The sequence below is a fragment of the Lysinibacillus sp. FSL P2-0066 genome, assembly GCF_037969495.1.
Lineage (GTDB): Bacteria > Bacillota > Bacilli > Bacillales_A > Planococcaceae > Lysinibacillus > Lysinibacillus boronitolerans.
In genome coordinates this window covers 3,706,207-3,726,177 of record NZ_CP150202.1, presented here as the reverse complement: position 1 = coordinate 3,726,177, position 19,971 = coordinate 3,706,207, and the positions used below count along the sequence as shown (strand labels likewise).

The 19,971-nt window shown below is 39.2% G+C and carries 20 protein-coding genes; 10 read left to right on the top strand and 10 right to left on the bottom strand.

Translation table 11 applies throughout. From position 1 onward, the window contains the following. Positions 1 to 32 precede the first annotated feature (32 nt). A complete protein-coding gene (locus MKZ14_RS18505) occupies positions 33 to 1,337 on the top strand; it encodes a HAMP domain-containing methyl-accepting chemotaxis protein (RefSeq protein WP_036075847.1) in 1,305 nt (434 codons plus the stop codon). A 61-nt stretch (positions 1,338 to 1,398) separates the two neighbouring features. Here the strand turns inward: MKZ14_RS18505 and MKZ14_RS18500 are convergent, their stop codons facing one another. Beyond that, the gene (locus tag MKZ14_RS18500) at positions 1,399 to 2,379 is read right to left on the bottom strand and encodes a peptidylprolyl isomerase (protein ID WP_016992099.1); all 981 of its coding nucleotides are present in this window, start codon (positions 2,377 to 2,379) and stop codon (positions 1,399 to 1,401) included. 143 nt (positions 2,380 to 2,522) lie between these two features. On the opposite strand from MKZ14_RS18500, the gene MKZ14_RS18495 reads away from it, so the two are divergent. Beyond that, a complete protein-coding gene (locus MKZ14_RS18495; protein WP_004230765.1) occupies positions 2,523 to 2,627 on the top strand; it encodes a YjcZ family sporulation protein in 105 nt (34 codons plus the stop codon). Positions 2,628 to 2,870: 243 nt separating this feature from the next. On the opposite strand, the gene MKZ14_RS18490 is transcribed toward MKZ14_RS18495, so the two are convergent. The 6 genes from MKZ14_RS18490 to MKZ14_RS18465 form a co-directional block, all read right to left on the bottom strand. Next, positions 2,871 to 3,056 (bottom strand): hypothetical protein, encoded by a 186-nt coding sequence (locus MKZ14_RS18490; RefSeq protein WP_008173337.1) that lies wholly within the window; start codon positions 3,054 to 3,056, stop codon positions 2,871 to 2,873. 70 nt (positions 3,057 to 3,126) lie between these two features. After that, the gene (locus tag MKZ14_RS18485; protein ID WP_036075845.1) at positions 3,127 to 3,672 is read right to left on the bottom strand and encodes a DUF3267 domain-containing protein; all 546 of its coding nucleotides are present in this window, start codon (positions 3,670 to 3,672) and stop codon (positions 3,127 to 3,129) included. Positions 3,673 to 3,874: 202 nt separating this feature from the next. Beyond that, entirely contained in the window at positions 3,875 to 4,435 is a 561-nt protein-coding gene (locus tag MKZ14_RS18480; protein WP_016992097.1) for an HTH-type transcriptional regulator Hpr, read from the bottom strand. A 157-nt stretch (positions 4,436 to 4,592) separates the two neighbouring features. Next, entirely contained in the window at positions 4,593 to 4,988 is a 396-nt protein-coding gene (locus MKZ14_RS18475) for a YtxH domain-containing protein (protein ID WP_016994893.1), read from the bottom strand. A 133-nt stretch (positions 4,989 to 5,121) separates the two neighbouring features. Next, positions 5,122 to 5,658 carry a tryptophan transporter gene (locus MKZ14_RS18470; RefSeq protein WP_016994892.1) on the bottom strand — a complete coding sequence of 179 codons (537 nt, stop codon included), beginning with the start codon at positions 5,656 to 5,658 and terminating at the stop codon, positions 5,122 to 5,124. 148 nt (positions 5,659 to 5,806) lie between these two features. Beyond that, entirely contained in the window at positions 5,807 to 6,220 is a 414-nt protein-coding gene (locus MKZ14_RS18465) for an HIT family protein (protein WP_016994891.1), read from the bottom strand. A 104-nt stretch (positions 6,221 to 6,324) separates the two neighbouring features. Between MKZ14_RS18465 and MKZ14_RS18460 the strand changes: the two genes are divergently transcribed. Together MKZ14_RS18460 and MKZ14_RS18455 are read left to right on the top strand one after the other, a co-directional pair. Continuing rightward, positions 6,325 to 7,074: an ABC transporter ATP-binding protein gene (locus MKZ14_RS18460; protein WP_339280324.1), complete on the top strand. Its 750-nt coding sequence runs from the start codon at positions 6,325 to 6,327 to the stop codon at positions 7,072 to 7,074. Further along, positions 7,058 to 8,239, top strand: a complete 1,182-nt coding sequence (locus MKZ14_RS18455; protein ID WP_016994890.1) for an ABC transporter permease — start codon at positions 7,058 to 7,060, stop codon at positions 8,237 to 8,239. Before MKZ14_RS18460 ends, MKZ14_RS18455 begins: the two co-directional genes overlap by 17 nt. A gap of 72 nt (positions 8,240 to 8,311) precedes the next feature. On the opposite strand, the gene MKZ14_RS18450 is transcribed toward MKZ14_RS18455, so the two are convergent. Next, positions 8,312 to 8,827 (bottom strand): antibiotic biosynthesis monooxygenase, encoded by a 516-nt coding sequence (locus MKZ14_RS18450; protein WP_339280323.1) that lies wholly within the window; start codon positions 8,825 to 8,827, stop codon positions 8,312 to 8,314. Between the two features lie 233 nt (positions 8,828 to 9,060). On the opposite strand from MKZ14_RS18450, the gene hemE reads away from it, so the two are divergent. The 3 genes from hemE to hemY all read left to right on the top strand — a co-directional run bounded on the left by hemE (position 9,061) and on the right by hemY (position 12,622). Next, positions 9,061 to 10,113, top strand: a complete 1,053-nt coding sequence (gene hemE / locus MKZ14_RS18445) for a uroporphyrinogen decarboxylase (RefSeq protein ID WP_016994888.1) — start codon at positions 9,061 to 9,063, stop codon at positions 10,111 to 10,113. A gap of 152 nt (positions 10,114 to 10,265) precedes the next feature. Further along, entirely contained in the window at positions 10,266 to 11,186 is a 921-nt protein-coding gene (gene hemH / locus MKZ14_RS18440) for a ferrochelatase (protein ID WP_339280322.1), read from the top strand. A gap of 14 nt (positions 11,187 to 11,200) precedes the next feature. Next, on the top strand, positions 11,201 to 12,622 hold the full coding sequence (hemY, locus tag MKZ14_RS18435; RefSeq protein ID WP_333006813.1) for a protoporphyrinogen oxidase: 1,422 nt from the start codon (positions 11,201 to 11,203) through the stop codon (positions 12,620 to 12,622). Between the two features lie 132 nt (positions 12,623 to 12,754). Here hemY and MKZ14_RS18430 read toward each other — a convergent pair whose 3' ends face one another. Together MKZ14_RS18430 and MKZ14_RS18425 are read right to left on the bottom strand one after the other, a co-directional pair. Next, entirely contained in the window at positions 12,755 to 15,487 is a 2,733-nt protein-coding gene (locus tag MKZ14_RS18430; protein WP_339280321.1) for a collagen-like protein, read from the bottom strand. Between the two features lie 178 nt (positions 15,488 to 15,665). After that, positions 15,666 to 16,751: a glycosyltransferase family 2 protein gene (locus MKZ14_RS18425; RefSeq protein ID WP_339280320.1), complete on the bottom strand. Its 1,086-nt coding sequence runs from the start codon at positions 16,749 to 16,751 to the stop codon at positions 15,666 to 15,668. Positions 16,752 to 16,943: 192 nt separating this feature from the next. On the opposite strand from MKZ14_RS18425, the gene MKZ14_RS18420 reads away from it, so the two are divergent. From MKZ14_RS18420 to MKZ14_RS18410, 3 genes are read left to right on the top strand one after another with little or no spacing between them, the layout of a single operon-like run. After that, positions 16,944 to 17,903 carry a YncE family protein gene (locus MKZ14_RS18420; RefSeq protein WP_036078858.1) on the top strand — a complete coding sequence of 320 codons (960 nt, stop codon included), beginning with the start codon at positions 16,944 to 16,946 and terminating at the stop codon, positions 17,901 to 17,903. Further along, positions 17,903 to 18,586, top strand: a complete 684-nt coding sequence (locus MKZ14_RS18415) for a response regulator transcription factor (RefSeq protein ID WP_016995104.1) — start codon at positions 17,903 to 17,905, stop codon at positions 18,584 to 18,586. Before MKZ14_RS18420 ends, MKZ14_RS18415 begins: the two co-directional genes overlap by 1 nt. Further along, positions 18,583 to 19,971 (top strand): HAMP domain-containing sensor histidine kinase, encoded by a 1,389-nt coding sequence (locus MKZ14_RS18410; RefSeq protein ID WP_279496104.1) that lies wholly within the window; start codon positions 18,583 to 18,585, stop codon positions 19,969 to 19,971. The genes MKZ14_RS18415 and MKZ14_RS18410 overlap by 4 nt, the downstream gene beginning before the upstream one ends.

Genomic DNA, 19,971 nt, shown 5'->3' with positions numbered 1-19,971 from the left:
AGAGAGAGAAATTATAGGAATGGGGAAAAGTAATGGATACAGAGGGACTTTTTTCACGGAAAATTAAGTTTTGGAAAAGTTTAATTTTCAAAATGATATTAGCAATTGGCATAAGCTTGTTTATTAGCTCCCATATTTCAGAATTTGTTAGTCGTCAATTCGAGAAAGTAGTGCATTTAAATGGTAGTGCAGGGGTTGTCATCAATACATTTATTTCGTTATTTATCGGCACAGTAATTATTTCGTTATGTACAAGGTATATCGTCTTAAGGCGTGTAAAGCGTGTGTTAAATGCTATGACACTGGCTGCTGATGGCGATTTAACTGTTCGCATTGATGATCGATTGAAAGATGAAATTGGTCAATTATCTACTGAATTTAATCATATGTTAGAGCAAATTGGCACGGTCATTGAAAAGACGAATAAAGCATCGACAGATGTATCAGCCTTTACAAAGGAATTTACAACGATTACCGAGCAAAGCAGTCAAACAGTTGAAACTATCTCCAGTGCCATTGGGGAAATTGCCTCCAGTGCAGAAGGACAATTAAGGCAAATGGATTTATTATCTGAATCGGCACATTTAATCACTAAAGATATGGATCATGCATCTTCTGCTGTACAGGCAGTGGCCTCAATAGCGAATGAAACGAACCAAAAGGCTGATTTAGGATTACAGTTAATTGAGCAAACGATTGAGAAAATGAATACCATTAATGAATCTGTTCATCAATCAACCGAAGTTGTGAATGCTTTAGGTGAAAAATCAAAGGAAATTAGTACGATTGTAGCGCTGATTACAAGTATTACAGATCAAACAAACCTGCTTGCATTGAATGCATCTATTGAAGCAGCTCGTGCAGGAGAGGCTGGAAAAGGCTTTGCAGTAGTGGCAGATGAAGTAAGAAAGCTAGCAGAGGAATCTGGAAAAGCTGCAGATAATATTCGAACATTGGTGGATGATATTTTAAACCAAACCTCCAGTGCTGTTTATGCTATTAATAGTGGGACGCAGTTTGTGGAGGAAGGGCGTGAATCTGTTGAACAGACAGGCGATACCTTTAAAAATATAGTCGTAGATTTGCAACAGATAAGTCATCGTACAAAGGAAGTAAAGGATATTGTCTTGCGTGTCAATGAGAAAACAAGTCAAACAGATGAGGCTGTAAAAGAAGTCGTTGGCATAGCGAATGGCACATCTTCAGGCATACAGCATATTGCTTTATCAATTGAGCAGCAAAGTGCCTCTAATGAGGAAATAGCAAGTGCTGCAAATGTTCTTCAAACAATGTCAAACGACCTACAAACTGAAATTAGCCAATTTAAAGTAAAATAGAGAAGAAAAAGAAGCATCTGATATATCAGGTGCTTCTTTTTTGTATAGACTCGTCTCTAAGTTATTTAGATTCCTTGTCAGTATCTTTTGCTTTATCTTCGGAATCCTCTTTTGGCGCATTTTCTTCAGCCTTTTTAGCTGCTTCTTCAGCTGCTTTTGCTTGTTCTTCACTTGTTGTTGTAAAGAATTTAAGTGATTCTTTTAAATCTTTATCAGATGTTTTTACATCTGCATCTTTAGCCATCTTTGCAACAATATCTTTAAGAATCGTTTGAGCTTCGCCAGTTTGGTTCAGTTTACTTAACATAGTTGAACGAATGTTTTCTTCTTCGTCTTTAAATGAACCTACGCCTTTTACATCACGCTTGTCCGTAATTTCAATTACGTGGTAACCAAAGCTAGATTTTACTGGTTCACTTAATGTATTTAATTCAAGAGCATAAGCAGCATCGTTAAACTCGTCAACCATTGAACCTACAGAGAACCATCCAAGCTCTCCACCTTTTTGAGCAGAACCAGTATCTGTTGAGTACTCTTTTGCAACGTCCTCAAACTTAGCGCCACCCTTAATTTTTGCAATCACTTCTTTTGCTGTTTTTTCATCTGCTACTAAAATATGACGACCATTTAGTTCTGTTTTCATTTGCTCGTAGTATTTTTTCACATCTTCTTCTTTAATTGCTTGATCTTTTAAAGCTTTTTCTTGAAGAAGTTGAACACGTAAAGAATCTTTAAAGCCCTGTTCAGTTAAGCCACTTTCAGCAAGCGCTTGTGAAAAGCCATCACCAAATTGTGATGCAGTAGTGTCATAAGCTTCTTTGATTTCTTTATCTGTTACTTCATATTTGTCAGCTAAAACTTTTTCAGTCACCATTTGCTGCATTACATATGAGCCTGTTAAAGCTTTTGCCTTTTCATTAAAATCAGCTACTGAAATATCGCCCACTTTAGAAGTAACGATTGCTTTGCTGTCTCCGCCGCTACAAGCACCAAGCGCTAATACAGATGCAGCTAGAGTTAAAGATAAAACTGTCTTTTTCATAGTGGATATTCTCTCCTAACATGGTTTCGTCCATTTTTTACTATAACATAAACGATTTAAAAACAAAATGGTTCCCCCTTGAGTATTGCCTATATTTCAAATTTTGAAGCGCATAGGATATAGAAAAGAAAGGGGGTGAAGTTATGGGCAACGGAGGATACGGTGGCGGTGGCTACGGCTCAGGCTTTGCTTTATTAGTTGTGTTATTTATTTTATTAATTATCGTTGGTGCAGCGTTCCTATACTAATTAATAAAACAGCGAAAAGCTAAGAGCTTTAACTCTTAGCTTTTCTTGACAATGTAGGCATTCGCGCCGCATGCCTTAGATTCTAAACAATTTAATTGATTAGTAAAAGTTGTTGCATGGGGGGCTCGACTTATCTTCGAGCGTGCGGACGGGCGCGGATGTCACATGTTTTTGAAAGGAGCTTTTCAAAAAAAGCCAGAAAAAATTAGATTCCATTACGCCGAGGCGTAATGGATTTTTCTGCTATACTGCATATAAAATTTCAATGTAGAATGAGACAAGTAGGATAGTAATAAGTATATTTATAGTTCGGAATATTTTTGGTTGGTTTTCTTCGGGAATTTCACGTCGCATGCATAGAGCATAGGTCATGCGATTAATTTGAAATAAATAGAATACCGAGAATAGAACTACAATCATTAATAGCAAGTCTATTCCTCCCCTCTTTCAATAGTAATAGCATAACAAAGAACGTCAATAAAAAACAAGTACAAGCAATTTAGTGAACGGTCGGTGGAACTAAAATTTCATAGCCTTTAGGTGTTTCTTCTATTTGCGAATTTTTAGGTGAATTCAATAGATATTTCACGTAAAGGATATCAATCAGACATAGACTACAGTGATAGGCTAACAGCAATGTCCCATAATGGGTATAGGCTGGTAAAAGCCATGTTCCAACTATAATACTAGTATTTAGAACGATAAAAGGCGTAAGTAATGCTAAGATGTATCGATTTTTAGATAAAGGCTCTCGAATTCGCATGTGTAAAACAGGAATTATATAAAACTGACTACGTACGCGTAATTTTAAATGCTGGCGTAAATCAAATAGAGCCACAAAGTGCAAAAATTTATGAATGGGATAAAGTGTTAGCACAGCTATTACAAAGAGCCAGAATAGTCGATCTGTATAATGCTCTTCATTGAATAAATTAAACGTTACATACGAAACAGAAAAGACCACTAAAAAAGTAATGACACCCATTATAATAATACGCGTAGTACCGTAATGATGTTCTAAATTTAAAATTTTCCAGCAATGCATGGTTTTTTATCAACTCCGAAATAGGAAGTGTCCTATTTAATGTAAATTGAATTATGTTAGAATGCAAGAAAAAGGAGGCACTTCAGAAATATTTCTGAAATACCTCCTTCACATGACTCATTCCTGAATGAACAGTATAACTCATTTTTGTTCAACTTATAAATAATTGCAGGAAAAATTATGTGCAGTTTGAAGCTTCGTCTTATCCTTTTACAGGTGTGCGTTCTTCTAGCGTGTCAAAGGAATCACGGAAATGTTGGAAAGAGCGTTCGAAAATATCGATGAAATCCTCACCATAGATATTGCGAATAACAGCCATTACATCTAAAAAATCAGGGAAACGGCCGTATAAATCTTTTAATGCTAATGACCCTTCAAGTACAGAATGGTACGTATTATGGTAGTTTTTATTCATCTCTACAATGAGCTCTGTGCCGGCTTCTGTAAGCTCAACATACGTATTACGTTTATCGTCATCACGCTTGGAAAACTTAAGAAAGCCACGCTCTTCTAATTTTTTGGAGAAATTAAATGCTGTAGAAACATGCATAACGCCAAATTTCGCAACATCAGAAATGGAAGCACCTTTTAAATGGTATGAAATCCATAAAATATGGTGTTCATTAATATTTAAATCATAAGGTTTAATCCATTGTTGCCAATCCTTTTCAACCGCTTTCCACAGCGCTTTTGATAACTGTGCGATTCTTTGACTATAAAGCATCGCTTCTTTTTGTGTATATAATTCCTCTGACAAAGCCATCACCTACTGCTTTCTTTCACATTTTTAAAAATATTATAGCAGTAAAGAAAAAAAGTTTAAAGTTAGAAAAATTAAAAAATTGAAAAGTGGTTAAAAAATAATATTATAGCAATAGTTTTTGGTAAAAAAATAGATTATCCGACTGTGAATAAGGACTTTAGTCGCTAACTTTTTCTTGAGGTTTTTTCTTGTTTTCCGTAATTTGTGCAATGTTTTTCTCGATTTCGCTTATCGAATTCTGTAAAGCATCTAATTCTTGTTGCAAATTATTTTTCGTTGGTTCGATTTCTTCAGTAAAAGTCGTAATTGTTTGCTTTAAATCATTTATTATTTGTGGGATATTATTTTTTACTTCATTTGTTAGTGTATTAACAGATTGTTTTACAGTTCCTACTTGTTGTTTTACATCAAGGAGCATACCTTTTGTTTGGTAAACATTTTGTCTAACAGAAGCACGTAGCTGTTGCCCAGATTGCGGCGTTGAGAAAAGCACAGCAATTGTCCCGCCGATAATTCCTGTTGTTAGTCCTAGTAAAAATGGTTTTGCTTTCATATTAGATACCTCATTTCTAGTCATGTTTATTTACTATTAAACCATGAAATGCATAAATACAAAAAGAAAAAAGAAACTAAACGAGTGATTTGGCCATCACAGTTTAGTTTCTTTGGATTATTTAAGTGTTTATTTATGATATTTGAGAAATAGCTGTATTGAACTTGGAGCGCTTCACTAATTTTGAAACAATTGGATATATCACTGCAAAAGCAACAACGTTAAATACGACAGCTGGAAGGACAACGCCAATAAATAGCATCGCAAACGTTGCACCAACATTTGCATTGAATACAAAAAGTGCAACTGCTAAAAAGACAGTTCCTGAAAGAATCGTTCCCAAACCAACTAATACAGCAGATACGGCGAAGTGACCTGCCAGTTTTTTGAGAATGAGTAAAGCAGCTAAAAATACAAAACCAGTAACAGCTTTATCAATAATATTTGGAACAAGACCTGCTGGGAATGTTGTAAATAAACCTGAAAGTACCCCTGTTGAAAGAGAAAGTAGGAACGTTTCTTTCACTGTTGGGAATAATAAAATACCAATAAACATCATGGTTAACATAAAATCAGGCTTCATCCCATTCACCATTCCTGGTGTAACCACGTAAAGAGCAGCACCGACACCTACTAACAGTGCCATTAATACTAAATTCTTTGTATTCATTTGAATCTCTCCTCGACTATGCTAATCTATTTGTCTCCTAGCGTGTCCTCTTGACCGCTAGCGAAACTTATTTGTGATTGTACGCTAAATTTTAAAAATTTGCAATACAGCATTCTGAACATTCAGATGTTAATATATTACAAATGGCTTATAGATTGGCTTTAATACTTTCTGCTACTTCTGCCAACTGCTCTGGTGCGTATGTTTGTGTTTGCCAAATTAAGCCTAGCCCTTCTTTTTCATCGTAACGCGGAATAAAATGTAAGTGGTAGTGGAAAACAGTTTGTCCAGCAGCAGCACCGTTGTTATTAATTGTATTCAAACCAATTGGCTGAAACGCTGCTTTAATAGCATTCGCGATTTTTGGTGCAACAGCATATAAATGACGTGCTACTTCCTCTGGCATTTCGAATAGATCCTGGCAGTGATGCTTAGGAATTAATAGTGTGTGTCCTTTTGCAACAGGTGAAATGTCCGTGAATGCATAGACATGATCGTCTTCATAAATTTTTGTGCTTGGAATTGATCCGTCAATAATTTTGCAAAATAGGCAATCGCTCATAAGAATTTCCCCCTTAACGTATATGTAAGTACATTCTATCATACTCAAACCTGTATCATTTGCTAATTTTTGATAAAATATAAAACAAGAAGAGGAGTGAGAATATGTCAGTATTAGAGGTACAGCATGTAACAGGTGGTTATACAAGAAAACCTGTTATTAGAGATCTATCTTTTACGATTGGAAAAGGTGAATTAGTTGGCTTAATCGGCTTAAATGGAGCGGGTAAAAGTACAACGATTAAACATATTATAGGAACAATGTTGCCAAAGGAAGGGGACATTCGTCTAAATGGTGTGACATTAAAGGAAGATACGGACAAGTATCGTACAGCTTTTTCTTATATCCCTGAAACCCCTGTTTTATACGATGAGCTAACATTAAGAGAGCATTTAGAATTAACAGCGATGGCTTACGGTATTGACAAAGCTACCCTGGCTGCTCGTTCTGAGGTGCTGTTAAAAGAGTTTCGAATGGAGAAGAGATTAAATTGGTTTCCTTCACATTTTTCGAAGGGAATGCGTCAAAAAGTTATGATTATGTGTGCCTTTTTAGTGAATCCAAGTCTATATATTATTGATGAGCCTTTTGTGGGATTGGATCCACTAGGTATTCAATCGTTATTAGACCAAATGGATGAAAAGAAAAAAGAAGGTGCTTCTATATTAATGTCTACACATATTCTATCGACAGCTGAGAAGCATTGTGATCGCATTATTTTATTGCATGAAGGAAGAGTACGAGCACAAGGAACAATGGCTGATTTACGTCAATCATTTGCTATGCCGTATGCGACATTAGATGACCTTTATATTGCTATGACAAAGGAGCGGGACCATGAAGAACTTGCGTGATGTATGGTCCTCTCGCTTCATGCATTATATAGGAGAAGTACAAAAATATATGCAATTTATATTTACAGGGCATATAGTCATTGTACTTGTATTTCTAATAGGAGCAGGGGGCTATCAATATAGCGAATGGCTGAAAGTTGTTCAAAAAGACTTTCCAGCAGAAATCGTGATAGCTGTTATCATTGGGGCGATATTGGCCTTTAGCCGTCCAACTACATTGTTGAGAGAGCCAGATCAAGTATACTTATTACCTTTAGAATCAAAAATGTCTCTGTACTTCAGCAAGGCGCTGGCTTGGACGTTTTGGTCTCAGGTGTGGATTGTAGCGATTGTCTATATTGTTAGTATTCCATTATTAAAAGCCGTGACGGAATTATCCACGGTGGAAATATGGACGATCTTTTTACTTACCATTGTATTGAAATATCTAAGTGTTCGAGGAGAATTCAGCTATCGTTATAGTGAACGAGGGCAAATGGTTTGGGTGGACAGGTTTATTCGAGCTGTCATTTTTGTGGCTGCTATTTATATGGCGCTCCATGCACAGTTGCTATTAGCTGTAGTAGCTACAGTTATTAGTGTTATATATATTATTGTCTTTAGTAAAAAATCAGCTGGCGAACCTGTGCCGTATGAGCATTTTGTCAAGCTTGAACAAAATCGTATGATGAGCTTCTATCGTTTTGCCAATTATTTTACAGACGTACCTCATTTACACGGTAGCATTCGACGTCGAAGCTGGATGGACTGGCTTTATCGATTTGTACCGTATGGTAAGGGGAATGCTCAAAAGTATTTGGTGTTTCGTACCTTTGTCCGGACAGATGACCATTTCTATTTATGGCTTCGTCTTACGGCCATTTCAGCAATCATTGCAGCTTTTGTAGACATTCCTGTCGTTACATGGATTGTAGCGGGTGCACTAAGCTTTGCCACAACAATTCAGTTAAAACAAGCTTTGCTATCCAGTGGCGAATTTCGAATGGACATGCTCTATCCGTTACCAGAGCATGCTCGTCAACTAGCTGTGAAGCAAATTGTGCGTTTAGCAATGATTACTCAAGCCATTATTGTAGGTTTGTGCGCCATTACACAGCCGATGTTTTATATAGCCGTTATTATAGTTTTGGTGATTAGTGAATTAACAGCCAAAATGTCCAAATGAAAAGGCTATAGCTGACAAATTGAAAAGCTCATTTTCCAATGCAAACATTCGGAAAATGAGCTTTTATATTAGCTACTCAATATCTTCTTTTGGTATTGCATTGTAAGTTGTGACATAAGAAGCTGCTGAAAAGATATTTTGCTGGCGTACGGCAGTTGAGTCATCTGTTTTAGCATGAGCTGATTCAAATGCTTTCGAGCTTTTCCAAGCTTCAAATGAATGTGGTCCATTCCATTGAGTCATGACAATATAAGTCTCACTCTTGATTGGACGTAATAAACGAAATGCAACAAAGCCAGGCTCATTTTCAATAGCGCGTGATCGTTCTAAAAAGCGGTGCTCGAAAACTGGCCGTCCTTCATCTGTTACAGGAATATTATTGAAAACAAAGAAACCACGTTCCTCTAAATCATTTACTGCATCCAGCACTTCAAATTTACGGGGTGTCGCAAATACTGTTTTTCCTTCGGTTTCATGTATCAGTACAGAGTTTCCTTCCCCATGAAATAAAATCATATGCTCATTAGGATACTTATTTTTTACCTGCTCCAAAAAATCACCAGTACCAGAAGTTAAATAAATATACATGAATTTATCCTCCTTATGAATCTTACTAATATAGCGTGATTATACCCTTTCTGGTGTAAGTCTAACGCTCCGTTCAAAAAGAATATGTCGAGAAAGAACAATTTTATGACATTTCACTAGGAAAACTATACAATAACAGAGGAAGCGTTTACTATTGGAAACGGATATCAATAATAAAGGAATAAACAAGCGATTTTTTATAGTAAGAATTTAACGAGGGGAAGGAACTATTCATGACAACTTTTAATGATACACTTCTACGTGCTGCACGTGGAGAAAGGACCGCACATACACCTGTTTGGTATATGCGTCAGGCAGGACGTTCTCAGCCAGAATACCGTGCAATTAAAGAAAAGTATTCCTTAGAGGAAATTACACATCAACCAGAGCTATGTGCGTATGTCACTCGTCTACCTGTAGAGAATTACAATGTGGATGCTGCAATTTTATATAAAGATATTGTCACACCTCTCCCTGGAATCGGGATAGATGTGAAAATTAAGGCAGGTGTTGGTCCTGTTATTTCTAATCCTATTCGGTCAGTAGCAGATGTAGAAAAATTAGGTGAATTCAATGCCAAAGAGCATACACCATTTGTTTTAGAGACAATCAAGTTACTTGCAGAAGAGCAATTGAATGTGCCTTTAATCGGCTTTGCTGGAGCACCATTTACACTTGCAAGCTACATGATTGAAGGTGGTCCTTCAAGAAACTATAATAAAACAAAGTCATTTATGGTATCAGAACCTCAAGCTTGGTTTGCTTTAATGGATAAACTTGCTGACATGATTATTGCAGATGTAACGGCTCAAATTAAAGCTGGTGCAAAAGCTATCCAAGTGTTCGACTCATGGGTTGGAGCCTTAAATGTAGAGGATTACCGTGTATTTATTAAACCGATTATGACTCGTATTTTTGCAGAGTTGCAAAAAGAAAATGTACCACTAATTCAATTTGGAGTTGGTGCTAGCCATTTGGCAAAAGAATGGAATGATTTACCGATTGATGTTGTGGGCTTAGACTGGCGTTTACCTATTAAAGACGCGCGTGCCAATGGTATTACAAAACCTGTACAAGGAAACTTAGATCCATCCCTATTACTTGCAGATTGGTCAATTATTGAAAAACGAACAAAAGATATTATCGATCAAGGTCTAGAAATGCCAGGTCATATCTTTAATCTAGGCCATGGTGTTTTCCCAGAGGTTGACCCGGATGTCTTAAAACGTCTTACAACGCTTATTCATGAATATAGTGCTCAACAAATTCATGCTCGTTCTTTATAGAAGTCAATCAAATGTGAATAATATGTCCTTTTCTATATAGGAAATTTTAATTTCAATGTAGAAAAGGAGCTGTCCAATAATCAAGATTGGGCAGCTTCTTTTTATCACATAATATATGAAAACATAAAACAATTTTAGAGGTGAAAAGGGTAATGAAAGAAGTTAAAGGCTTACTAGTAATGGCATACGGAACACCTTATAAAGAAGAAGATATTGAACCTTACTATACGCATATTCGTCATGGACGTAAACCTTCTGCAGAGCATTTAGAAGATTTACGTAGCCGCTATGAAGCAATCGGTGGTTTATCTCCATTAGCTGCGGCAACAGAAGCACAAGCTGAAGCATTATGTGCACGTTTGAACGAAGTACAGGATGCTGTAGAATATAAATTGTTTATTGGTTTAAAACATATTCATCCATTTATAGAAGATGCAGTTGAGCAAATGGTAGCAGAGGGCATAAAAGAAGCGGTTTCTATTGTTTTAGCTCCTCATTTCTCTACTTTCTCTATTAAGTCTTATAATGGTCGTGCTGAAGAGGCAGCAGGAGGTCGCTTAAAGATTACTTCTGTAGAATCTTGGTATGACGAGCCGAAATTCATTGAGTACTGGAAACAACAAGTGAATGAGACATTCAATGCAATGTCAGAAGAAGAACGTGAAACAGCTTGTCTAATTGTGTCAGCACATTCATTGCCTGAAAAAATTAAAAACTTAGGTGATCCATATGAAGATCAACTTATTGAAACAGCTCGTCTTATTCAAGCTGCGACAGGTTTAAAAAATGTAGAGGTTGGCTGGCAATCAGCAGGCCAAACACCAGAGCCTTGGATTGGTCCAGATGTTCAAGACTTGACACGTGAGCTATTTGAAGAAAAAGGCTTCCGTTCATTTGTTTATACACCAGTAGGTTTTGTAACAGAGCATTTAGAAGTGTTGTATGACAACGATTTTGAATGTAAAGTTGTTTGTGATGAACTTGGTGCAAAATACTATCGTCCAGCAATGCCAAATACACACCCATTATTTATTGATGCGATGGTAGAGGCGATTCATAAAAAATTAAGCTAAGCGAAAAGAAAGTGATGATGTTGGTGACTCAGAAAAGACGAAAGGTAGTTGTCGTAGGCGGTGGCATTACAGGCCTTACAGCTGCGTTCTATATGCAAAAAGAAGCAAGCGCAAAAGAATTGCCATTAGATATCGTACTTGTCGAGTCGTCATTACGTCTTGGCGGAAAAATTCAAACTCTAAGAAAAGATGGCTTTATTATTGAGCGTGGGCCAGAATCTTTTTTTGATCGTGAAAATTATGTCAATGCTTTAGCAAAGGATCTAGGGATCGAACAGAAACTATTAACAAGTAATGCGGGGCCAAACTATGTTGCTGTTGGTAGTCAGTTATACCCAATACCTAGTCATCTCCTATCAGGAGAGACACCCCATATCTCTTCATTTATAACGTCAGGCTTGTTTTCACTTAGTGGTAAAGTTCGTGCGGCGGGGGACTTTTTCATTCCCCGTTCTACACAGGATGACGATCAACCATTAGGAGCGTTTTTTAGAAGAAGATTTGGTGCGGAGGTTGTGGAAAATCTAGTAGAGCCCTTACTAGCGGGTACATTTGCAGGGGATATTGAGCAATTAAGTATGAGTTCAACATTCCCACAGCTTTATAGTTTAGAACAAAAATATCGTAGTTTGCTAATTGGTATGAAGAAGTCAGGAACGAATTTCTTAAGCAATCATCAGATAGCTGAAAATAAAGGAATCTTTCAAACCTTTAGCAATGGCCTAGAAACACTCATCGAAAGTATAGAAGAATCACTACTTCCGGGGACCGTGATGAAGGGTGTCAAAGTAGAGGAAATAGAGCATGGTAAGGATGGCTCAGTTCAGGTGATGCTCAATAATTTCTCGCATATCAAAGCGGATGCTGTTATTATTGCTACCCCTTTTAATATGGCTGAAAAAATGTTTAGCAAGCTAAGTCTATTACATGAATTGGGGACAATGAAGGCTGCGACTATTGCTACCGTTACAATGGCCTTTAAAAAGGAACAGCTCGGTGATTTAGATGCTCTTTCTTTTTATGTCTCTAGAAATAGTGATTTTTCGATTACTTCTTGTACTTGGATGAATCGAAAATGGCCAGGTACTTCACCAGAGGATTATGTATTATTACGTAGTTATATTGGTCGAGTGGGCGACGAAGCGATTGTGGCTTTATCGGATACGGAGATTGAAAAAACTGTGCTTCAGGATTTAAAGAAAACGATTGGTATCGATGGCGAACCTATTACAACTGTTGTAACACGTTGGAAAAATGCGATGCCACAATATACAGTTGGACACGAGGCGAAAGTCCTTCGTATCAAGCAGGAACTACAAGAACATTTTCCAACAGTAAAGCTAGCAGGAAGCTCGTTTGAAGGGATATCGATTCCAGAGTGTGTGCAGCAAGGTAAACAGGTTGCAAATGAAGTATTAATGGAAATCTTCAAGTAATACAAATCAGATGGGACAAACATTTATTATCAATGTTTGTACCATCTTTTATATTGTCAAAGAAATAGCCAACCACTATTTTGAGGTTGGCTATTTCTTCTAAGAATTGTATTGCTTATTAATGTCCTAGCCCTAAGAAATTCGATGACATGACCAAACAATACCACCAGAGTTAGCGCCGCCTAGTGTAAGAGAGATGGTCAATCCATTGGCTTCATAGAACAAATCGATCGTATCTCCAGCATTTAAATCCACTTCTCCTGCTAAAGTGATTGTGCCATTTCCAAGAACTGCGCGTAATGTTAATACAAGTGCCACATTGACGTTTAGTACAGGGAACAAGCCACTAATTAAATTTGTAGTAGCATTTTGTCTAATTGCAAATGAAGGGTTTATTCCTGCTCCTAAAGTAACGCTAATAGCCGCAGCAGTGGAGTAGTTAATGGTTGCTTCAAAGGAATACCTACCTGTAGTTGGTACAGTGAATATACCAGTTGTTGGATTGAAAGCAGGTGTTGTAAAGTATGGTGAAGCGACACTCCAGTTAGTGATTGGAGTAGATCCACTAACAGTCAACGAGTTTTTAAAGGCAGAGAACCCTTCAGTAAATGCAGGCCCAGTAGTACCAGTCACCCCAGTAGGTCCAATTGCGCCAGTAGTACCAGTCACCCCAGTAGGTCCAATTGCGCCAGTAGTACCAGTCACCCCAGTAGGTCCAATTGCGCCAGTAGTCCCAGTCGCGCCAGTAAAGCCAGTAACCCCAGTAACCCCAGTAACCCCAGTAACGCCGGTAGCGCCAGTAGCTCCGGTTACACCCGTAGCGCCAGTAACCCCCGTAGCGCCGGTAGCTCCAGTAGCTCCAAATGCCCCAGTAGAGCCAGTAACGCCAGTAGCTCCCGTAGTGCCAGTCGCCCCAGTAGCCCCAGCAACGCCGGTAGCCCCAGTAACGCCGGTAGCCCCAGTAGAACCAGTTACACCAGTAGTCCCAGTAACGCCAGTGGCTCCAGTAATGCCAGTAGCCCCGGTTGCACCAGTAGCGCCAGTAGAACCAGTAACACCAGTAACGCCAGTGGCTCCAGTAATGCCAGTAGCCCCGGTTGCACCAGTAGAGCCAGTAGAGCCAGTAGAGCCAGTAGAGCCAGTAGCCCCGGTAGCGCCAGTAACACCAGTAACCCCAGTAACACCAGTAGCGCCAGTAACACCAGTAGCTCCGGTTGCACCAGTAGCCCCCGTAGCCCCAGTTACACCAGTAGCTCCTGTAACACCAGTTACACCAGTAGTCCCAGTAACACCAGTAGAGCCAGTAAAGCCAGTAACGCCAGTAGAACCAGTGACCCCAGTAGCCCCGATCTCACCAGTAGCACCAGTAACGCCAGTAGAGCCAGTAGAGCCAGTAGCCCCAGTTGCACCAGTAGAGCCAGTAGAGCCAGTAGAACCAGTTACACCAGTAGTCCCAGTAACGCCAGTGGCCCCAGTAACGCCAGTAGCCCCGGTAGCACCAGTAGAGCCAGTAACGCCAGTAGCCCCAGTTACACCAGTAGAGCCAGTAACGCCAGTGGCTCCAGTAATGCCAGTAGAGCCAGTAACGCCAGTGGCTCCAGTAGCGCCGGTAGAGCCAGTAGCGCCAGTAACACCAGTAGAACCAGTGACCCCAGTAGCCCCGATCTCACCAGTAGCACCAGTAACGCCAGTAGAGCCAGTAGCGCCGGTAGCCCCAGTTGCACCAGTAGAGCCAGTAGAACCAGTTACACCAGTAGAACCAGTTACACCAGTAGAACCAGTTACACCAGTAGTCCCAGTAACGCCAGTGGCTCCAGTAACGCCAGTAGCCCCGGTTGCACCAGTAGAGCCAGTAACGCCAGTAACGCCAGTAACACCAGTAACGCCAGTTACACCAGTAGCCCCAGTGACCCCAGTAGAGCCAGTAACGCCGGTAGAGCCAGTAACACCAGTAACACCAGTAACGCCAGTAACACCAGTAACACCAGTAACGCCGGTAGAGCCAGTAGCCCCGGTTGCACCAGTAGAGCCAGTCGCGCCAGTAGAGCCAGTAACACCAGTAGCGCCAGTCGCCCCAGTCGCCCCAGTCGCGCCAGTAACGCCAGTAACGCCAGTAACGCCAGTGACCCCAGTCGCCCCAGTGACCCCAGTCGCGCCAGTAACGCCGGTAGAGCCAGTAACACCAGTAGCCCCAGTAGCCCCAGTAGCCCCAGTAGCCCCAGTAACGCCGGTAGAGCCAGTAGCCCCATTAACACCAGTCGCGCCAGTAGCCCCAGTGACCCCAGTAGCGCCAGTAACGCCAGTAGCCCCAGTAGTCCCAGTAGCCCCAGTAGCCCCAGTAGCCCCAGTAGAACCAGTTACACCAGTAGCCCCATTAACACCAGTAACGCCAGTAGCCCCGGTTGCACCAGTAGAGCCAGTAACGCCGGTAGAGCCAGTAGCCCCAGTAGCCCCAGTAGCCCCAGTAGCCCCAGTAACGCCAGTTACACCAGTAGCCCCAGTGACCCCAGTAGAGCCAGTAACGCCGGTAGAGCCAGTAGCCCCATTAACACCAGTCGCGCCAGTAACACCAGTAGCGCCAGTAGCGCCAGTAGCGCCAGTAACGCCAGTCGCCCCAGTAGCCCCAGTAGCCCCAGTAACTCCGGTAGAACCAGTGACCCCAGTCGCGCCAGTAACGCCAGTAACCCCGGTCGCCCCAGTCGCGCCAGTCGCCCCAGTACTACCTGTAGGTCCAGTTATTCCCCCAGTCGGTCCTGTAGGTTTCACTGGCCAAATTGGACAACTTGGAATAGGACCAGTTTTACAACAACAAGGAAATGAATGACATCTACTGCAAACTCTATCTTTAAAATTTCCAAAATGCATAGTCTCACCTCCTCTCTCAAATATCGTATTCTGCGTAATGATAAAGGAGGTAGACACATAACTATTAATTACTTGTAAATAGAGAGTTATTTATAGATTCGTTGCAAATATTTTTAAGATAATTGGATGTTTATCATGTGAAGATGAGCTGAAACTTTTTAGATGGTTGTTGATATTTTTAAGAGTCATTTTGAATGATTGTTAAAATGCGCTTGAAATATTCTTTATTGTGTAGAATTTTGGGGTCATTTGGAATAAACGAGCCCGCTAATTCATTATGGGCATTGGCCAGTTCATATTGTTGTAAGCGGTCGTAAAGAACACAGAGCTGCAAGTGGGGTAGCCATGTAGAAAAGCTTTTGTTCTGAAAGGGGGCATTTGGCTTCTGTTTAATAACTAGAGCCTGTTCATACCAAAAGATAGCTTCGTAATTTCTAGATTGTTCCATAAAGTGATAGCCTAGGCGACAGCAGGCTTCTGGTCTGGGGATATCGTATTCAAAGCTTCGTAGTATAGCACTGAGATTGTTTTCTTTATCGTTTAAATGGGAATAGCAATCTGCTAATTTTAAGCAGGCACGAATGTTATCTTCAACCCACCCTAATTTGGACGTTAAAAATAATTCATAATAATAAATAGCTTCCTCAAACAGGCCATGATCTACTAATTCATTAGCAAAATAAAATGTATCACGTGGTGATAGTGTTTCTCCAGCTTCAATCAGTTGTCTATAAATCGTAATATTGCGGGAGTGATCGTGTGTTAATGGTAAATGGCTAACAGCGACATCACTATCAAACAACATACCACTAACTTCTAAATATTCATGAACAGCACCAATCCATTGAAATTGCTTCTCCCTTCTGACAAGTCGATATCTTCTTATTAAGGCGTCTGCATTTCCCTCATGATCGAAACTTAAATGATAATTCATTGAAACAGCATCAATATCAGAGTTAAGAGATGCTTTGAGTGCCTTTAATTTTTGGCGATCTTCCTCTAAAAAAACATCGTCTGCATCAAGCCAAAGGATGTAATCCTTTGTTGCTTGTTGAAAGGAAAAGTTCCGTGCTGCTGCAAAGTGATGTATCCATTTAAAATCAAAAATTCGGCCTGTATACTGTGCAACCACTTGCTTTGTATTATCTGTTGATCCCGTATCAACAATATTAATTTCATCTACAATATCTTTGACGGACTCAAGACAACGACCAATAACTTCTTCTTCATTTCTTACAATCATACATAAGCTAATGGAAATCATACTCTATTCCTCCTTACCATTATCTTTGTAATATATGTTAGGACGGAAATATTGGTTGGATGATTAGACTGTTAGAGGAATTGCGAGCATGAAATGTGAAATGTATTTTCATGGTTTGTCATAAATTTACCTTCCAAGTTTCACCCGAATTTCACAATTGTGAAGTATAGTTAAGGGGCAGAGGTGATAAAGTTGAAAAAATGGGCATTCTTCATTTTTTCGTTACTACAAATTATATGGTTAGCGGGTTGCGCTGAAAAGTCATATGAACCCATTGAAAGGGAACGAAGTTTTATAGCTTCATTAAACATACAAGAGCCATCATTAGATTTTATTGATGAGGATGGGATTGTACTTGCGACATGGTTATTTGATAAGGCTTATTCAGGAGCCATACTATTAGGTGATGACCAAGTTTTATTATATGGACACCAACTAAATAACATCGACGTCTATACAATATCAACCGGAGAAAAGCTCTATTCAAAAAAAGTAGAGATTGGTACGACCAATGTATACTACGATGACAACATCAAGCAATTTTTTATCACGAATAGTAAAACCAATACAGTGACAAGCTTTGATCAAGAAGGTAATCAGCTAGCTACACAACAACTAGGCAATTATCCAATGTCAATGACATCGTATAGGGATAAACTATATGTTATTAATTTTAAAGATACAAAATTATCGGTGTTAAATATGAAGGATTTAACAATTGAGCAAGAGTGGCCGATTCAAAAATCTGCGCATGGAATTGCTGTTCTAGAAGAAACACATGAGCTATGGGTTGGTGGTCATGGAGAAGGAAGTAAGCCAAATAGTTCTGTTAAAAAATATGATTTGACTACAGGTCAACTGCATGGAGAGATCGACATGCCTTTGATGCCAGTAGGGTTAAAAAAGACCAAAGATGCTGTTCTTGTTGTGAGTCATGGTCATAATGAGTTATATGTGGCAGACTTTGATGGACATATATTATGGCAGCAAGAGGTTGGGGCAAACCCCTTTGTAGTGGACCAGTTTAAAGATTATATTGTTGTCGCTGGCTATGATGATCACACATTGTACTTTATAAAAGATGGCCAGAAGGAAAAAACAGTTGATGTAGGGAAAGGTGCCTTTCAGCTGTTAGTAAGGGAGGAACAATAATGACAACTGTATTAATAGTTGATGATGAGCAGGATATGCGTAATTTAATTGAAATGATGCTCAAGAACTCTGATATAGAGACATTTACTGCCGCTAGTGGAACGGAAGCTTACGATGTAATAGTACGTGAAAATATAGATTTAGTACTACTTGATGTAATGATGCCACATGAGGATGGTTTTGTTGTTTGTCAAAGTATTCGTGCTATGTCAAATGTGCCGATTATTTTTTTGACTGCACGTGATGCGAATGAGGATAAGGTGAAAGGTCTTACCCTTGGCGGGGATGATTATATTGTTAAACCATTTACACATGAAGAACTCGTAGCCAGAATTTATGCTGTATTAAGACGAAGTGGTGCAAATATTACAGAGCTACAGCAAAAGTACGTGATTTATGGCTCTATTAAAATAGATGAAATAGCACGTAAAGTATCTGTTGATGGAAAGAGTATTCCACTTACTTTAAAGGAATTTGAGCTCTTACACTTATTTATGAAAAATCCAGGTAATGCCTATTCGAGGGAGCAACTACTAGAACGCATTTGGGATATTGATTATGTAGGTGGTACGCGCACGGTTGATACACATATTAAAACCTTACGAATAAAGCTTGGAAAGGATGCGGCTTCGCATATTCAAACCGTTTGGGGAGTGGGCTACCGCTTTGACCCTGGCGAATGAAAAAGATTGCCACTCGCATTTGGTTGTTAATTTTCGCTTTTTTAATTATTACCGTTGTCTTTATGTATGTGCTCACAAATTTTTTATATCAACGCTTATATGTACAGGATACAGAAGATACAATGGTGGAAGTCGGCTTAAAGCTTCAGACGATGTATGATAATGGCAAGGTTACGGATGAATTTATTGCAGATATTGAAGAATTTAATGATTATTCCAATTTGAATATATTTGCGGTAAGGAATCCTCGTGAATTAAGTGCCTGTGTTCCATTTGATATCGATTATGAGACATTGATTGGTCCTGAGGAAAGACAAAAATTATTGGCAGGAAAGTATGTGCAAAAAATTGGGTACGAGCCTCGCTTTGATCGACAACTTATTTCGGTGGTTGTACCACTTGTTGATCAAAATCGATTAGAAGGTATTATTTATATTTATTTCCCACTGGCCAAAATTAGTGAATTGGCAAATAGTGGCGTTATTTTATTGTTTATTAGTGCCTTCATATTTTTAGTAGTTGTTAGCTATTTAATTTATAAAGGGATTCGACATATTATGCGACCATTAAACGATTTACAGCTTGCAGTGGAGCAGATGTCCTATGGGAATTATGAGACTCGTGTACCTGTCAATTCACGAGATGAAATCGGTAAATTATCTAGTACCTTTAATAAAATGGCAGAGGCCATTCAGCAAGAGGATGAAGCACAAAAAACATTCTTGGCAACAGTCTCGCATGAATTACGAACACCGATTAGCTATGTAAAGGGCTATAGCGAAGCCATGCAAAATGGCATCATCACAGAAGGCCAAAAAGAAGAAACCATTCAGCTAATCGTCCGTGAGGCCAATCGCATGGAACGCTTAACAAACGAATTACTTCAGCTGGCAAGAACAGAAAATGAACAAACTGACATTGATTTATATCCAATTCCGTTAGGTGAAACATTACGAGAGGTTCAAAAAATCTTAACGCATCAAGCAAATAAAAAGAACATAACTTTATATTTAGATGTAGATGATGCCCTAATTATTGAAGCGGATGAAGTAAAACTAAAACAAATATTTATTAACATTATTGAAAATGCGATTAATTACTCGCATGAAAATTCTAAGGTGGAAATTGTTGCTGCTGAAAAGGCTGGTAGTGCACAAATTATCATTAGGGATTATGGAATTGGTATTCCTGTCGAGGATTTAACCCATGTCACTGAACGATTTTATCGTGTTAACAAAGCTCGAAGTCGTGCGGACGGTGGTAGTGGACTAGGTTTATCGATTGTTGAACAGTTATTAAAACAGTTACAAGGAACGTTAGAAATTGAAAGTGTTGTTGAAAAAGGCACATCCGTGAAGATACGGTTGCCATTAATGGAGGATTAA

Excerpts from the sequence above, each read along its gene's own strand:
- MKZ14_RS18475 (WP_016994893.1), bottom strand. The coding sequence starts at position 4,988 with ATGAAAGCAAAACCATTTTTACTAGGACTAACAACAGGAATTATCGGC.
- hemY (WP_333006813.1), top strand. The coding sequence starts at position 11,201 with ATGATGTTGGTGACTCAGAAAAGACGAAAGGTAGTTGTCGTAGGCGGT.
- MKZ14_RS18465 (WP_016994891.1), bottom strand. The coding sequence starts at position 6,220 with ATGAGCGATTGCCTATTTTGCAAAATTATTGACGGATCAATTCCAAGC.
- MKZ14_RS18425 (WP_339280320.1), bottom strand. The coding sequence starts at position 16,751 with ATGATTTCCATTAGCTTATGTATGATTGTAAGAAATGAAGAAGAAGTT.
- MKZ14_RS18430 (WP_339280321.1), bottom strand. The coding sequence starts at position 15,487 with ATGCATTTTGGAAATTTTAAAGATAGAGTTTGCAGTAGATGTCATTCA.
- hemH (WP_339280322.1), top strand. The coding sequence starts at position 10,266 with ATGAAAGAAGTTAAAGGCTTACTAGTAATGGCATACGGAACACCTTAT.
- hemE (WP_016994888.1), top strand. The coding sequence starts at position 9,061 with ATGACAACTTTTAATGATACACTTCTACGTGCTGCACGTGGAGAAAGG.
- MKZ14_RS18455 (WP_016994890.1), top strand. The coding sequence starts at position 7,058 with ATGAAGAACTTGCGTGATGTATGGTCCTCTCGCTTCATGCATTATATA.
- MKZ14_RS18470 (WP_016994892.1), bottom strand. The coding sequence starts at position 5,658 with ATGAATACAAAGAATTTAGTATTAATGGCACTGTTAGTAGGTGTCGGT.
- MKZ14_RS18410 (WP_279496104.1), top strand. The coding sequence starts at position 18,583 with ATGAAAAAGATTGCCACTCGCATTTGGTTGTTAATTTTCGCTTTTTTA.
- MKZ14_RS18485 (WP_036075845.1), bottom strand. The coding sequence starts at position 3,672 with ATGCATTGCTGGAAAATTTTAAATTTAGAACATCATTACGGTACTACG.
- MKZ14_RS18500 (WP_016992099.1), bottom strand. The coding sequence starts at position 2,379 with ATGAAAAAGACAGTTTTATCTTTAACTCTAGCTGCATCTGTATTAGCG.
- MKZ14_RS18415 (WP_016995104.1), top strand. The coding sequence starts at position 17,903 with ATGACAACTGTATTAATAGTTGATGATGAGCAGGATATGCGTAATTTA.
- MKZ14_RS18495 (WP_004230765.1), top strand. The coding sequence starts at position 2,523 with ATGGGCAACGGAGGATACGGTGGCGGTGGCTACGGCTCAGGCTTTGCT.
- MKZ14_RS18450 (WP_339280323.1), bottom strand. The coding sequence starts at position 8,827 with ATGTATATTTATTTAACTTCTGGTACTGGTGATTTTTTGGAGCAGGTA.
- MKZ14_RS18505 (WP_036075847.1), top strand. The coding sequence starts at position 33 with ATGGATACAGAGGGACTTTTTTCACGGAAAATTAAGTTTTGGAAAAGT.
- MKZ14_RS18480 (WP_016992097.1), bottom strand. The coding sequence starts at position 4,435 with ATGGCTTTGTCAGAGGAATTATATACACAAAAAGAAGCGATGCTTTAT.
- MKZ14_RS18460 (WP_339280324.1), top strand. The coding sequence starts at position 6,325 with ATGTCAGTATTAGAGGTACAGCATGTAACAGGTGGTTATACAAGAAAA.